We start from the raw sequence: 14539 nt of genomic DNA on the forward strand, positions 1-14539 counted from the left end.
GAAATGTTTGCCCGAATCAATCTGAAATTTGTAAAATTCAAATCATGAGCGGAATTCCATAGGAGTAAAAGAAGTTTTTCTTTTAAAGAAATTGGAAAAATGGGCAATTTCTTCAAAACCCAGTGCATAGGATATTTCGGAAACATTCCATTTTGTTTGTTTTAAAAGAATTTTAGCTTCCTGGATCACGCGGTCAGCAATAAATTCCGTAGTCGTTTTTCCGGTACTTTCCCTAAGCTTTTTATTCAGGTAATTTACATGAACGGCCAGCCGGTCTGCATAATCTTTTGCCGTTTTCAGTTCCAGTCTCTGATCTGAAGACTCGATTGGAAACTGTCTTTCCAGAAGCTCGATGAATAACGAAACCACTCTTAATGAAGCATCATTTGAAGCGGAGAGTTTTGCTGCAGGTTGCAGCTTCTGTCCGTAATGAATCAGCTCCAGAACGTAGTTCCGGATTAAGTCATATTTAAAAATATAATCGGATGCTATTTCCTTTTTTATTTTTGTAAACAAAATTTCTATTTCATCTGCCAGCTCATCATTAATTTCAAACACAGGGATATTTCCCGGCTGAAAAATCGGCAGGTCTTCCAGTGAAAACCGTGATTGCGCCTTAATGAAAAAATCTTCTGTAAATACACAGAAACTTCCCGACTGATCGGGATCTTCGGGTACCCAATGATAAGGAACTTTTGGAGTTGCAAATAACAAAGCATTTTTTTTGATTGCGATGACTTTATCAGCATATTCTGCCCTGTTCTTTCCCCTGATCAGGCTTATTTTATAGTATTTCCTCCTGTTATAAGGCATTTCTGCAGTAGTCTTCACTCTTTCAATAGTCTGCCGGATATCAAACACATTAAAATGCCCGATATCTTTATGAAGTCCTTTCGGAAAAATACTTTCAAGATCTTTTCCCAGTTTGGCCGTCATCTCTTTATAAAAATCTTCAAGGGAGGTATGAGTGATTTTTTCCATAACTGACTATTTGTAAAATTCAAATATACAAAGTTAACCAGATTGAAGCAGAAAAAATATTTTTACATTTTTCTACCTCATGTGATATACCTATACATATTTTTCTTACCTTAGTTTTAAACTAACTCATTAAAAATCAAAACTTATGAAAAATCAAAATTTAGCAAAAGGAAAAAAACTGAACAAAAAGCAATTAAGAAGCATTACTGGTGGATTAATGGACTGTATTGATCCCATGACCGGTGCCTGCAGCAAAATATCAATAGGCTGTGCACAGCTGCAATGCAGACCAGGGATAGAACCTTAATAAAAAATTAAAAGAGCCATTCTGTATAAGGATGGCTTTTTTAGGAGTGATAAAAAAGGAAAAATGCTCCAGAGATTATCCCTAAAGCATTTTTCTATTACAAACTAACTTTAATATTTTCTTATACGTTGAATCTAAAATGCATGATGTCGCCATCCTGAACGATATATTCTTTACCTTCTACAGAAAGCTTTCCGGCTTCTTTAACTTTTACTTCGGAGCCATAGTTAATATAATCGTTATATTTGATTACTTCTGCGCGGATGAATCCTTTTTCGAAATCTGTGTGGATTACTCCCGCAGCCTGTGGAGCGGTCCATCCCTGCCCGATTGTCCATGCTCTCACTTCTTTCACTCCAGCCGTAAAATAGGTCTGAAGTTTCAATAAGTCGTAAGCTTTTCTGATCAGACGGTTAACGCCAGGCTCAGTAAGTCCCAGCTCTTCAAGGAAGATTTCTCTTTCTTCAAAAGTTTCCAGCTCATTGATATCTGCTTCAATCTGGGCTGCCAGAACAACAATCTCTGCGCCTTCACTTTTAGCCATAGCTTCTATTTTTCCTATCCATTCGTTACCGTTTTTGATAGAATTTTCGTCTACATTACAAACATACAGCACAGGCTTTTTGGTTAAAAGCTGGATATCATCAATAATAGGCTGAGTCAGGTCGTTTACAGGAAATTCTCTTGCATTTTTACCGTCTTCAATAAATTTTTCCAGGCTTTGAAGTGTTTCGTAAACAAGAATATCGTCTTTTTTACCTGACTTAATGAATTTTTTGGCTTTTTCTACAGCTTTTCCGACAGTTTCAAGATCTTTAAGCTGTAATTCGATGTCGATAATCTCTTTATCTCTCAGCGGATCTACAGAACCTTCAACGTGGATGATATTTCCATTATCAAAGCATCTTAAAACATGGATAATGGCTTCACATTCGCGGATATTGGCAAGAAACTGGTTTCCCAATCCTTCTCCTTTGCTGGCTCCTTTTACAAGACCTGCAATATCAACGATTTCAACTACAGCGGGCAATACTCTCTCCGGATTCACTATTTTTTCAAGCTCAAATAATCTCTGATCCGGTACTGATACCGTTCCTAAGTTCGGCTCTATGGTACAGAAAGGATAGTTTGCGGACTGTGCTTTAGCATTGCTTAAGCAGTTAAAAAGAGTTGATTTACCTACATTCGGAAGGCCTACAATTCCACATTTCATATTGTAAAATTCAAAGTTTAATATTCAATGATGCTGTTCAGCTTACAGGTTAAAGTCTGATGTTTAAAGTTTATTCTTTATCAGCTTCGGACCACTGAACTTTCAGCCTGCAAAGATAGTGATTTTAAAGGGAGTTTCATAATAAAAAAAATCTGCCAGTATTTGGCAGATTTTGAATAATTTTTTGTTCACCCATTTGGTTTTTATGGGTTATCTCCGGTAGCATCCTGTGCCAAAGGCACGTCGTTGGGAGCTTCCTGTAATGTTTTATCTAAAGTGAATAAAGATTCATCCGTAGCACGGTCACCCCCTGCAATTTTCAGTTTATCGATGAGGTTGCTGGCTAATGTTTCTTCTTCAATCTGTTCCTGTACAAACCACTGCATAAAGTTCCAGGTGGCCCAGTCTTTTTCTTCCAGTGCCAGGTCTACAATTCTGTAAATGGCTGTAGTATTGTCAACTTCGTGTTTAAAGACACCGTCAAAACATGCTGTTAAAGATTCAGGATCTGCAGGAGGAGCCGGGATAGCTTCTACTTTTGGTTTCCCTCCTCTGTTGAGCACGTATTCCATAAATTTAATAGAATGATTTCTTTCTTCCTGGGCATGTCTGTAAAGGAAATTGGCAATTCCCTGATATCCTTTATCGTCTGCCCAGATCCCGTAAGATAAAAAAACATGCGACGCGTGAATTTCTTTGTTCATTTGATCGCTTAATGCTTTTTCAATAGTCGGGGAAAGTCTGTTGGTATTCATAATGATATATTTTTTGGTGATTATGGAAATAATAATGCAAAAATGATTCCGTCCGGAGTTTATTTTTAACTATTTACTTTAAATTTCATTTATATAGAACTGATCTCCATTCATTTAAGCTAATAATTTATAGTTATTCTAAAATAAAAACCAGTTCTTTTTCTGAACCGGTTTTCCTTATTCTATTGAATTAATTTTTTATTTAACTTTCCTTGCCATGTAGTCGCTTTCATTTCCAAGTCTGTCCACTGCTTTTATAGCAACTGCATTCAGTTTTCTGCCGCCTTTAGATTTCGGAATGTCTCTTGAAAGGTTGTCCAATGTAAGGATTTCTGTTTCCCAGACTCCGTTATATTGAGTGAAAAGAATCCATTGGAAGACGTTTCCGATGTTTTTTGTGCTCCAGCTTGCCTGAATAAAGCTTCCGTTATCTTTTGTAAATAAAGTCGGGGTTTGTAATGGAATGGCTTTTATCCATGGCGTTTTCGGAACTAATGCTTTTTCGCTGTAAGGTCCGTTTTTCAGGGTCGGCAACATGTTGACATTTTTCGTTAGTCCCGCAATGCTCCAATGGATTTCCCCGGCTTCATTCTTTAAAACCTTTCTGGAAATCTCAATCTGATTTTTAATTTCTGTCGGGCGGTCTGATACTTTAATTTCAACGGTATTAAGTCCCGGCCAGAGATGGCGGTTCATTGTGTTTTCAGATTTCCACCAGTTCAGCAACGCTTCAAAGCCCTGACCCTGAGCATCGATAGGCCAATAAAGCTGTGGAGAAAAATAATCGATCCAGCCTTTATTCAGCCATAATTTTGCATCTGCGTATAATTCGTCGTATTGAGAAGATCCCACAATTCCTGCAGGATATCCGGGTTTCCATATTCCGAACGGGCTGATTCCAAATTTAACATAATCTTTCTCAGCGTGGATTTCTTTATAAATCCTTTCTACAAATTTATTGACGTTATCTCTTCTCCAGTCTGCCCTGGATAGTGTTCCGCCATTTCTCAAGTATTCGTTCCAGGTTGCATTATCGGGAAAATCCGCTCCTCTGTTGTAGGTAGCATAAGGATAAAAATAATCATCAAAATGGATGGCATCAATGTCATATCTTTTCACAATATCTTTTACAACATTGGAAACATGGCCCTGTGTTTTAGGGTTAGCCGGGTCGAACCAATACATTCCGTTCTTTAATCTGACAACAATATCAGAAAGCTTATTAACCATAGACAGGCTGTTTACCGCTCCTCCATTGGTATGATGGGCACGGTAAGGGTTTAGCCATACATGAAGCTCCAAACCTCTTTTATGGGCTTCTTCTATCCAGAACTGAAGAGGATCATAGTTTGGGTAAGGGGCGGTTCCTGTTTGCCCGGTCAGAAAGTATGACCATGGTTCTATATTACTTGTATAGAGAGCATCTGCAGAAGGTCTGATCTGGAAAATTGCCGCATTGAAATTATTATCTTTCAACATATCGAGCATACTGATGGCTTCTGCTTTCTGCTGATCAACCGTTAAATTATTTCTTGAAGGCCAGTTGATATTGGCTACACTGGCGATCCAGGCTCCACGAAATTCTCTTTTAACCTCCGGAAGAACTGTTCTGAAGTTTTCATCATCCGGCGATACTGGCGTTACAGGTTTTACTGTGGTAACCGGATCTTTTGGTTTTGTGATATTGCTGGTATGCTTGGCTGGTGTTGTTTTTATCGTATTGTTCTGTACGGAGCATGAATTACTTATTGAAATGGCAACTCCTAAAAGACAGATTATTTTTATATTGATTATTTTCATAATTACAAAAATAGCTCAATTTTTTAAAACCCGTCAAAAGAACCTTATATATAGTATGACAATAATTTCTCTTAGTTTAATACTATTTTAAAATAAAATTCCCACTACAATGAGTGGGAAATGATATTAAATTTAAAGCCAAAAGCAAGTATTTAAGTATTAACTAACATAATGCTGCTGCCATACTTGAAGCTTTTTGACAATCTCCATTTGGATCTGTATAACAAGATTGGCTACCCTGTCTATTAGAGCAAGATACACATCGTTTGCAACCACTGCCTCCTCCATCACTTCCTTCACAACAAGCTTCATCAAGATCCCCTCCATTACCTGTAATGCTTTTTAAGTAAACTCTCGAAATTTTTTTCAAATTTTTCATATTTATAATAGTTTTTTAAAATTAGATTACAAATATATAAATTATTCCATACCACACAAATAATTTAATAACTAATTAAAAATTATCACAAATAACTGAAAAATCTATCTTCCTAAATTCAACAAAAAAGCCCCGAAAAATTTGGGGCCTTTCTAAATATATATATAAGAATTTCTTATGCTTTTGCTGATCTTTCCACTCTTTTTCTTTCTTCTTCGGAAAGGAGTTTCTTTCTCATTCTGATGAAGTTTGGAGTTACTTCAATGGCTTCATCACCCTGGATGTATTCCATACATTCTTCCAGTGAGAATAAGATTTTAGGTGCAACACCGGTATCTTTATCTTTTCCTGAAGCTCTCATGTTGTTCAGCTGTTTTGCCTCCACGATGTTTACTACCAGATCTCCAGGTTTGTTTTGTTCACCGATGATCATCCCTGCATAGATTTCCTCTCCCGGATCAACGAAGAATTTACCTCTGTCCTGTAGTTTAGCAATAGAATATTCTGTAGCAGGACCTTGCGTTTTGCTGATCAATACCCCGTTGTTTCTTCCAGGGATTGCTCCTTTGAAAGGCTTATACTCTGTGAAACGGTGTGCCATGATAGCTTCACCTGCAGTAGCTGTCAACATCTGAGAACGTAGTCCGATCAAACCTCTTGAAGGAATTTCGAATTCCATATGCTGCATTTCACCTTTAGTTTCCATAATGTGAAGATCACCCTTTCTCTGAGTTGCCAGATCGATCACTCTTGAAGCATATTCTTCAGGAACGTCAACAACCAAAGATTCGTAAGGCTCACATTTCTCACCATCAATTTCTCTCAGGATAACCTGTGGCTGACCGATGGTCATTTCGTAACCTTCTCTTCTCATTGTTTCGATCAAAACCGATAAGTGAAGAATACCTCTACCGAAAACAAGGAAAGTATTGGCATCATCAGTCTGCTGAACTCTTAATGCAAGGTTTTTCTCAAGTTCTTTTGTCAATCTTTCTTTCAGGTGGTTGGAAGTTACATATTTACCGTCTTTTCCGAAGAAAGGTGAATTGTTGATAGAAAACGTCATGTTCAATGTAGGCTCATCAATTGCAGTTCTTTCCAATGGTTCAGGATTTTCAAGATCTACGAATGAATCCCCGATCTGGAAGGAATCGAAACCAACAACAGCACAGATATCTCCTGCCTGTACTTCAGTTACTTTTTTCTTTCCTAAACCTTCGAAAACATAAAGTTCCTTTACTTTTCCTTTTACCACTTTTCCGTCTGCCTGCGCAAGACCAATCCATTGAGATTCTTTAAGTTCACCTCTTGTTACTTTCCCGATTGCAATTCTTCCTAAGAATGAAGAATAATCAAGGGAAGTGATCTGCATCTGAAGGTTACCTTCTGTTACTTTCGGTGCAGGAACATATTGTAAGATCCCATCTAATAATGGTAAAATATCTTCAGTTTGCTCTAATGAAGTGTTGAACCAACCTTGTTTTGAAGATCCGTAGAACGTTGGAAAATCCAACTGCTCTTCCGTAGCTTCAAGGTTGAAAAATAAGTCAAATACCTGATCGTGAACCTCATCCGGACGGCAGTTTGGCTTATCTACTTTATTGATCACCACCAAAGGTCTAAGTCCTAATTCCAATGCTTTCTGAAGTACGAATCTTGTCTGAGGCATTGGTCCTTCAAAGGCATCAACCAATAGAATTACCCCATCCGCCATTTTCAAAACTCTTTCTACCTCACCCCCGAAATCGGCGTGACCAGGAGTATCAATTACATTAATCTTAGTGTCTTTATAGGTAACAGAAATATTTTTGGATAAGATCGTAATCCCTCTTTCTCTTTCAAGGTCATTGTTATCCATTATTAATTCTCCACTTTCCTGATTTTCTCTGAAAATGTTTGTAGCATGAATAATCTTGTCAACCAAAGTCGTCTTCCCGTGGTCAACGTGTGCGATAATCGCAATATTTCTAATGTTTTGCATGAATGATTTTTACGGGTGCAAAAATAGTGTTTTTTAATGAATAATGAGCAAGAATATGGATTAATTAACAAATTCATAATGAGGAAGTTCACCACTCCGCCCTGTTAAAGCTTTAAAATTGAAGTTTTTATAAATTAAATCAATTAAAGTTTAGAATATGCTATTAAACTTTAAAATTAATCTTAATAATATTTTTTGAAAAAATAAACACATATAGCCTGAACCAAAACTATAATGGCAAATTTTAGTAAAAAAGACATTTTGGCAATTTTATGCCTGAAAATAAGCATTCCTAAAACTGCTCCCACAGTTCCTCCTATAAAAGTTATTCCTAAAAGTGTGCTTTCCGGGATTCTTCTTTTATGTTTGACTGAAAGCCTTTTGTCCCATCCAAAAACGATGAACACAAGCAGGTTTAATGTAATTAGGATATATAAAATGATCATAGTACAAAAGTAGTAATTAAATAAACGGTGGCTTCGAGTGCCTCAGCCACCTTATATTCGTCCTTATGATACAAAATTGTTTTATTTTATTATGAATGTAAACAAAGCTATTTTCCGGCTGTATTTTAAAAGGTGGCTGAGGCACTCGAAGCCACCTTATCCTTCAGAAAGTAAGTCTCTGTAAGCTATTGCCAGCTGAGGCAGCAATTTAGGGTGCCCGTTAATCAAAGCTTCTTTTTTCTTACGACTCCAGCCCTGTACCTGCTTCTCCCGGTAAAAAGCAAGATCAATACGTTCATACTCTTCAAAATAGATAAGTTTAACAGGAAGTCTTTTTTTCGTATGATTCGAACCCTCGCCTGCCTGATGCTGAAGAATTCTACGTTCAAGATCATTTATACTCCCGGTATAATAACTTCCGTCAGCACATAATAAAATATACATCCAGCCCTGGATTTTTTGTTTCATATTGGCGTTTTCATAAATATAAAAATTTTTATTATTCGGGTGGCTTGATTTTCTCGGATTCATAAAAAAAGCTGCTTTTATAAAAAAGCAGCCTTCGTATTGTTTGTATCTAACAAAATTATTTTTTAGCCTTTACATCAACACCGATCTCAATGTCTTTGCTGATCATCCATTCAGCAGGATCTGCCTCAGAAGTACCAAATTTAAGTCCCCAGTCTGCTCTGTTTACTGTAAATTTAGCCTGAACAGAAGCTGAATTATCTGTTACATCTACTTTAGCAGGGAACGTTACATTCATTGTTTTTCCTGATAATGTAAGGTTTCCGCTTACTGTTTTATTAGCTCCTGCAATTGCATCTTTAGGGGCATCTTTCAGATCTGTAACACTTGTAATTTTGAAATCTGAAGTAGGGTTTTTCGCTACATCAAAGAAGTCAGGGTTTTTCAGGTGAGCTTCAAGATCTCCTGGCTTTTTATCTTTTTCTGTTACTGAAGCAGGATCTACTTTGATAGTATTCATATCGATTATAAAGTTTCCGGCAGTTAGCTGGCCTCCTTCAACGCTAAGATCTCCTGATTTTACGTTAAGTGTTCCCCAACGAGGAGCCATTCCCCCTTTGTGGAAAGCTTTCCAGTTAACTACTGAGGTAGCCACATCCACTGCCAATACTTCCCCTTTGCTTTCTGCCACTTTCTGTTCCGTAGCCGTAGCAGCAGTATCTGCTGATTTGTCTTTATTACAAGAAGCTGTAAGCAATCCTACTCCTACCAATGCAATTACACTAAGTTTTTTCATATTATTTATTGTTTTAAAAAAATTTAATTAAAATTTAAATTTCAGGTTTCAAAAATAGAAAAACGATACCACATATTACCTTAACATACATCAAGAAATAAAAAATTTTATTCTTACATAAGATATCACCACCTGAAATGACCGTCTGAAATTATTTCACTCCATAGTAAAATTACCTATTTTAGCTGTTTAAAATTTAAAATGAACACAACAAGCTATATAAAACAAATTCTTGATCTCCCTGAAAAAAGCATCAGCAATACCCTCCAGTTATTAGCAGAAGACTGCACCATTCCTTTTATTTCCCGTTACAGAAAAGATAAGACCGGAAACCTTGACGAAGTCCAGATCGAACAGATCTCAAAAATAAGCAAACAGTTTGAAGAAATTGTAAAGCGAAAGGAAAGCATTTTAAAATCAATTGAAGAACAGAATGATTTAACCCCGGAATTAAAGCAGAGAATTGAAGAAAGCTTTGACATCGTAGAGCTTGAAGACTTATACCTTCCTTTCAAAAAACGCAGAAAAACAAAGGCGGATACTGCAAAGGAAAAAGGTCTGGAACCTTTGGCAAAAATCATTATGAGCCAGAAAAATAGTGACTTGACGTTTCTGGCATCCAAATACCTTACTAATGATGTTCCCTCTGAAGAAGAAGCGCTTCAGGGAGCAAGAGATATTATGGCGGAATGGATTAACGAAAATATGTATGTGCGTAAAAATCTCCGCCGCCTGTTCCAGCGCAAGGCAGTAATCACTTCCAAAGCCGTTAAAGCCAAAAAAGAGGAAGAAGAGGCACAGAAATTTTCCCAGTATTTCGAATGGGAAGAAAATCTTAACAGAACTCCTTCTCACAGGCTTCTTGCCATGCTCAGAGCAGAATCCGAAGGTTTTGTCAAAGTGAATATTGGCATTGACAAAGAAGAAGCCGTCGATTTTATTGAAAAAGCCATCATTAAATCTAACAATGAAAGTTCAGAGCAGATCGCCCTGGCTATAAAAGACAGTTATAAAAGACTTCTGGAACCTGCTATTTCCAACGAAGCTTTACAGGAAGCTAAAGGAAAAGCAGATAAAAAAGCCATTGAAATATTTTCTGAAAACCTGAGCCAGCTGCTTCTGGCCCCACCTTTGGGAGAAAAAAGGATTCTGGCAATTGATCCGGGATACAAAAGCGGCTGCAAAGTAGTTTGCCTTGATGAAAAAGGAGATCTTCTGCATAATGAAACCCTCTACCCTCACGCCCCTCAGAATGAAAGCGGAATGGCCATGAAAAAGATCCGTTCTATGGTGAACGCCTACAACATTGAAGCCATCTCGATCGGAAACGGAACGGCAAGCCGTGAAACAGAGTTTTTCATTAAAAAAATCGCTTTTGATAAGCCTTTGCAGGTTTTTGTGGTTTCGGAGGCAGGTGCATCGGTGTATTCTGCAAGTAAAATTGCAAGAGATGAATTTCCGTCTTATGATGTGACGGTACGGGGTGCCGTTTCTATCGGGAGAAGGCTGGCTGATCCTCTGGCTGAACTGGTAAAAATTGATGCAAAATCAATTGGTGTAGGACAATACCAGCATGATGTAGACCAGACCCAATTGAAAAACGAACTTGATTCTACCGTGATGAAGTGCGTAAACTCTGTGGGAATCAACTTAAATACCGCAAGTAAATCACTTTTGAGTTACGTTTCCGGAATTGGAGAGAAAATGGCAGAGAATATCATCAGCTACCGGACGGAAAATGGTGCTTTTGAAGACAGAAAGCAATTGAAGAAAGTTCCGAGACTTGGTGAAAAAGCCTACCAGCAGGCAGCCGCCTTTGTAAGAATTGCCAATGCCAAAAACCCGCTCGACAATTCTGCTGTACATCCCGAAGCTTATGGAATTGTAGAAAAAATGGCCAAAGATTTGGGTATTAAAACTGATGAACTTATTGCCAGTAAAGAAAAAACAGCTTTGGTAAAGCCTGAAAATTATGTGACCGAGGAAATAGGGATCCTCGGAATTAAAGATATACTGAAAGAGCTTGAAAAACCGGGATTAGATCCTAGGAAAGCAGCTAAAGTATTTGAATTTGATCCCAATGTAAAAAGCATAAAAGATTTAAAGCCCGGAATGATCCTTCCCGGGATTGTCAATAATATTACCGCTTTCGGATGTTTTGTAGATATGGGAATCAAAGAAAGCGGCCTTGTTCATATTTCCCAGCTGAAAGACGGTTTTGTATCTGATGTAAACGAGGTGGTAAAGCTCCACCAGCACGTCCGTGTAAAAGTCACGGAAGTAGATGAGGCCAGAAAAAGAGTACAGCTAAGCATGATTTTATAGTTATCTGTAAATCTTCAATAGTATAACCTAACAAAGTAATCATACCTTGAAATATAAAAATTTAATTTTCGACCTGGACGGAACACTTTGGGATTCCAGAGCCACAATCATTAAAATCTGGAATGATGTATTAAATAAGCACAGGTTAATCAAACAAGATTTAAAACCTGAAGATATGAATCAGTATATGGGCTTGCTGGCCGATCATATTTTAAAAGATATGGTTCCCGACATTTCTAATCAGATGGTTCATGAGGTTCTTTCGGAAATCGTACAGGAAGAAAATAGAGTTCTGCATCAATATGGTGGCATTCTTTATGACGGTGTAGAAAAAGCGCTGAAAAGCCTGGCAAAAAAACACAGTCTTTTCATTGTCAGCAACTGTCAGGACGGCTATATAGAATCATTTTTAGCCTATAATAAATTTAATGATCTATTTACAGATTTTGAATCTTATGGCCGGACCAACAAGCCAAAAGCTGAAAATATTAAGCTGATTATGGAAAGAAATGATTTAAAGCCCGAAAACACAATTTATATTGGTGATACACAGACTGATTACAATTCTTCAAAAACCAATAATTTGCCGTTTATTTTCTGTGAATATGGCTTTGGGAAATTGAATACTTCTGAATATAAGCCTGCCATTTCAAAGTTTTCGGACATAGAACTTTATCTTATTCAATCCTAAGAATTATAAACTTTGGAGAAGAAACAAATAAAAATCATTAAAATATCTGAGCTTAAGGATAAAAGAATTATTCGAAGGGCAACCCGTCAATTTGACCAAATGGGCAATAGGATTTACAAATCTTTTGAATATGATTTTCCTTACGAACCTACCTATAAAGGTAACGAAAGAGAAAGATTGTTTGCAAAACTTATCGATATGTTGCCTTTGTTTCTTACTTTTCTGTTTTTGTTTAAGAAGACACCTGTGATCAGTTTTCTGTACTCAATTCCCTGTGTTATTATTGGGGGAGCTTTATGTGAAGTATTTTGGGGAACTACCTTCGGTAAAAGAATATTTAAAATAAAGGTGCTTGATGATTTTGGAAATTATCCTGATCTACTATTATCATTAAAAAGAAATTTTCTGTGTCTTACAAATTTTTGGCCGGTATTTACAGACTATATCCCTCCAACAACCCATACATGGGAAAAGGAAACTACTCTGATGAATTTCAGCATGCATATGAATAATACAATTTGTAAAACTTATATTGTTAAGGAAAGTAAAATTGAAGAAATAAAAAAATTACTTTATAAGGAAAAGACAAAGGCTGCACAATAATCTGTACAGCCTTTATTTTTTAAGCTTGAAAACTCATATTAATGTAATCTTATGTCTGACATCTAACATCTGATATCTTTACTTAAAATCTTTGGAATCCCTTCTCGGCTGCTTTACTTCAGGCCATTTTACCGTTTCCCCTTTATCATCCTGAGGCAGCACCCTTTTTTCTCTGCTGGTAAATTCAGGATCTTCTGATGCCATATAAGCCAGTGCAGCTGTTAAAACCACATTGTTTTTCACTTCATCAAAAACGATTTTATCGTACGTATCTTTTGTTGTGTGCCATGTATAGCCGAAATATCCCCAGTTCAGAGAACTTAAAGAGAATCCCGGCACTCCCGCTGCTACGAACGAAGCATGGTCGGAGCCCCCACCGCCCGGCATTCCCGGAAAATCTGTTTTAATCTGGTCTCTCACCGTTTTCGGAACTCCGTTCAGCCATTTCCCAATATAGCTGTAAGAATCCACAAATCCCTGACCGCTGATATTAACCACCCGTCCCGTTCCGTTATCCTGATTGAATACTGCCTGCACTCCTTTTATAATCTGCGGATTGTCTGCGACAAACCCTCGCGAACCGTTTAATCCCTGCTCTTCACTTCCCCACAGTCCTATCACTATAGTCCTTTTATTGTTCGGGTAATATTTTTTCAATATTCTCATGGTTTCCAGCATGGTCAGTGTTCCTGTTCCGTTGTCTGTTGCTCCCTGGGCTCCATCCCAGGAGTCCAGATGCGCAGAAAGGATCACATATTCTTCAGGCTTTTCTTTTCCCTTGATAATCCCGATCGTATTAAAACTCTTTGCTTCAGGAAGAACTTTAGACTGGGCTTCGATTCTGATCTTAGGTTTCGCTCCTTTTTCTGCCATTCTGTAAAGCATGCCATAATCTTCCACATCAATGTCGATCATTGGAATTTTTGATGTTTTTGCTCCGAAAATCCTGTTGGCGCCCATGATTCCTGTCCAGTTGGAAATGGCAATTCCTGCTGCTCCCGCTTTTTCCAAAGCTTCGGGAAGGGTATTGTTATCATAGCCGATATTTTTTACATAGTCGCGGAAGTCTTTTGCTGCCTGCTCTTTTTCTGCTTTCAGTTTTTCGTACAGTTCCGGGGTTGCAAATTCCTTGATCTGCTCATCGGAACGCCCGATCTTCTGATATTGTGCTATCAGGATAATTTTCCCTTTCGTAGAGGGAATCCATGCATCAAATTCAGCTTTGGAAGAAACTTTCGGAAGGATAATCACCTCAGCTTCTACTGCTTTTTTCGTTGCCGGGCTCCATGCAAGCTGGGTTGCTATTAATGATTTTACACGGGGATAGGTCATATCTACATGGGTAATTCCGCGCTGCCACCCTTTCCAGGTTCCAAACTGCTGAAGGCTGGATTCTATCCCCCATGAACGGAGTTTAGCAGCAGACCATTCATTGGCGGCCAACATTTGCGGCGTTCCCACAAGTCTGGGGCCGATACCGTCCAGAAGTTCATAAGCCATATTTTCCAGCTGAGAACTGTTATTGATTTCATCCACAAAGCTTTTTACAATAGGATCCAGCTTTTCTTTTGGATCAACTTTCACCTGAGCCCATGAGAACTGGGCAGCCAACACAACGGCAGGCAAAGCAAAAAATCTATTTATCTTCATAACATATATTGAATGCTAAAGATAGGGAAAAAGACGAAAAAATGAAGAAATTATAGGCGAAAAGACAAAAGAGTATAAAGGCTTATTTGCCAATTTGCTTTCGCCTTTCAGGAGAAATTATGGAGAAAAAAAGCCGGCTCAGTG

Annotated in this window: 14 protein-coding genes and 1 pseudogene; 4 read left to right on the forward strand and 11 right to left on the reverse strand. The window is 37.8% G+C overall.

Translation table 11 applies throughout. The annotated features are described in order from the left end of the window. Window positions 1-42 precede the first annotated feature (42 nt). On the reverse strand, window positions 43-981 hold the full coding sequence (locus tag ACM40_RS19410) for a helix-turn-helix domain-containing protein (RefSeq protein WP_048504419.1): 939 nt from the start codon (window positions 979-981) through the stop codon (window positions 43-45). Window positions 982-1126: 145 nt separating this feature from the next. Here ACM40_RS19410 and ACM40_RS20415 point away from each other — a divergent pair, with 145 nt between their 5' ends. Continuing rightward, a complete protein-coding gene (locus ACM40_RS20415) occupies window positions 1127-1288 on the forward strand; it encodes a bacteriocin (RefSeq protein WP_117614893.1) in 162 nt (53 codons plus the stop codon). Window positions 1289-1409: 121 nt separating this feature from the next. Here the strand turns inward: ACM40_RS20415 and ychF are convergent, their stop codons facing one another. The 9 genes and pseudogenes from ychF to ACM40_RS19445 all read right to left on the reverse strand — a co-directional run bounded on the left by ychF (window position 1410) and on the right by ACM40_RS19445 (window position 9126). After that, on the reverse strand, window positions 1410-2501 hold the full coding sequence (gene ychF, locus ACM40_RS19415) for a redox-regulated ATPase YchF (protein WP_048504420.1): 1092 nt from the start codon (window positions 2499-2501) through the stop codon (window positions 1410-1412). A gap of 203 nt (window positions 2502-2704) precedes the next feature. Next, window positions 2705-3256 carry a ferritin gene (locus tag ACM40_RS19420; protein WP_048504421.1) on the reverse strand — a complete coding sequence of 184 codons (552 nt, stop codon included), beginning with the start codon at window positions 3254-3256 and terminating at the stop codon, window positions 2705-2707. A 198-nt stretch (window positions 3257-3454) separates the two neighbouring features. After that, window positions 3455-5056 carry a glycoside hydrolase family 10 protein gene (locus ACM40_RS19425; protein WP_048504422.1) on the reverse strand — a complete coding sequence of 534 codons (1602 nt, stop codon included), beginning with the start codon at window positions 5054-5056 and terminating at the stop codon, window positions 3455-3457. 159 nt (window positions 5057-5215) lie between these two features. Then, window positions 5216-5383 carry a hypothetical protein gene (locus ACM40_RS20690; protein WP_165579327.1) on the reverse strand — a complete coding sequence of 56 codons (168 nt, stop codon included), beginning with the start codon at window positions 5381-5383 and terminating at the stop codon, window positions 5216-5218. A gap of 1 nt (window position 5384) precedes the next feature. Continuing rightward, window positions 5385-5435: pseudogene (locus tag ACM40_RS20925) on the reverse strand (bacteriocin-like protein); the annotation flags it as partial. A gap of 175 nt (window positions 5436-5610) precedes the next feature. Continuing rightward, window positions 5611-7416, reverse strand: coding sequence for a translational GTPase TypA (gene typA, locus ACM40_RS19430; RefSeq protein ID WP_040994613.1), 1806 nt, complete (start codon window positions 7414-7416; stop codon window positions 5611-5613). A 182-nt stretch (window positions 7417-7598) separates the two neighbouring features. Further along, window positions 7599-7862, reverse strand: coding sequence for a DUF1294 domain-containing protein (locus tag ACM40_RS19435; protein WP_048504423.1), 264 nt, complete (start codon window positions 7860-7862; stop codon window positions 7599-7601). A gap of 156 nt (window positions 7863-8018) precedes the next feature. Beyond that, on the reverse strand, window positions 8019-8330 hold the full coding sequence (locus tag ACM40_RS19440; RefSeq protein WP_048504530.1) for a GIY-YIG nuclease family protein: 312 nt from the start codon (window positions 8328-8330) through the stop codon (window positions 8019-8021). Window positions 8331-8448: 118 nt separating this feature from the next. Continuing rightward, window positions 8449-9126 (reverse strand): YceI family protein, encoded by a 678-nt coding sequence (locus ACM40_RS19445; RefSeq protein WP_048504424.1) that lies wholly within the window; start codon window positions 9124-9126, stop codon window positions 8449-8451. A 201-nt stretch (window positions 9127-9327) separates the two neighbouring features. Between ACM40_RS19445 and ACM40_RS19450 the strand changes: the two genes are divergently transcribed. From ACM40_RS19450 to ACM40_RS19460, 3 genes are read left to right on the forward strand one after another with little or no spacing between them, the layout of a single operon-like run. Next, window positions 9328-11451 (forward strand): Tex family protein, encoded by a 2124-nt coding sequence (locus ACM40_RS19450; RefSeq protein ID WP_048504425.1) that lies wholly within the window; start codon window positions 9328-9330, stop codon window positions 11449-11451. Window positions 11452-11497: 46 nt separating this feature from the next. After that, window positions 11498-12142, forward strand: coding sequence for an HAD family hydrolase (locus ACM40_RS19455; RefSeq protein WP_048504426.1), 645 nt, complete (start codon window positions 11498-11500; stop codon window positions 12140-12142). 12 nt (window positions 12143-12154) lie between these two features. Beyond that, the gene (locus tag ACM40_RS19460) at window positions 12155-12745 is read left to right on the forward strand and encodes an RDD family protein (protein ID WP_131705393.1); all 591 of its coding nucleotides are present in this window, start codon (window positions 12155-12157) and stop codon (window positions 12743-12745) included. 78 nt (window positions 12746-12823) lie between these two features. On the opposite strand, the gene ACM40_RS19465 is transcribed toward ACM40_RS19460, so the two are convergent. Continuing rightward, window positions 12824-14395 (reverse strand): M20/M25/M40 family metallo-hydrolase, encoded by a 1572-nt coding sequence (locus ACM40_RS19465; protein ID WP_048504428.1) that lies wholly within the window; start codon window positions 14393-14395, stop codon window positions 12824-12826. Window positions 14396-14539: the final 144 nt, after the last annotated feature.

This window comes from Chryseobacterium sp. BLS98 (assembly GCF_001045445.1).
GTDB lineage: Bacteria > Bacteroidota > Bacteroidia > Flavobacteriales > Weeksellaceae > Chryseobacterium.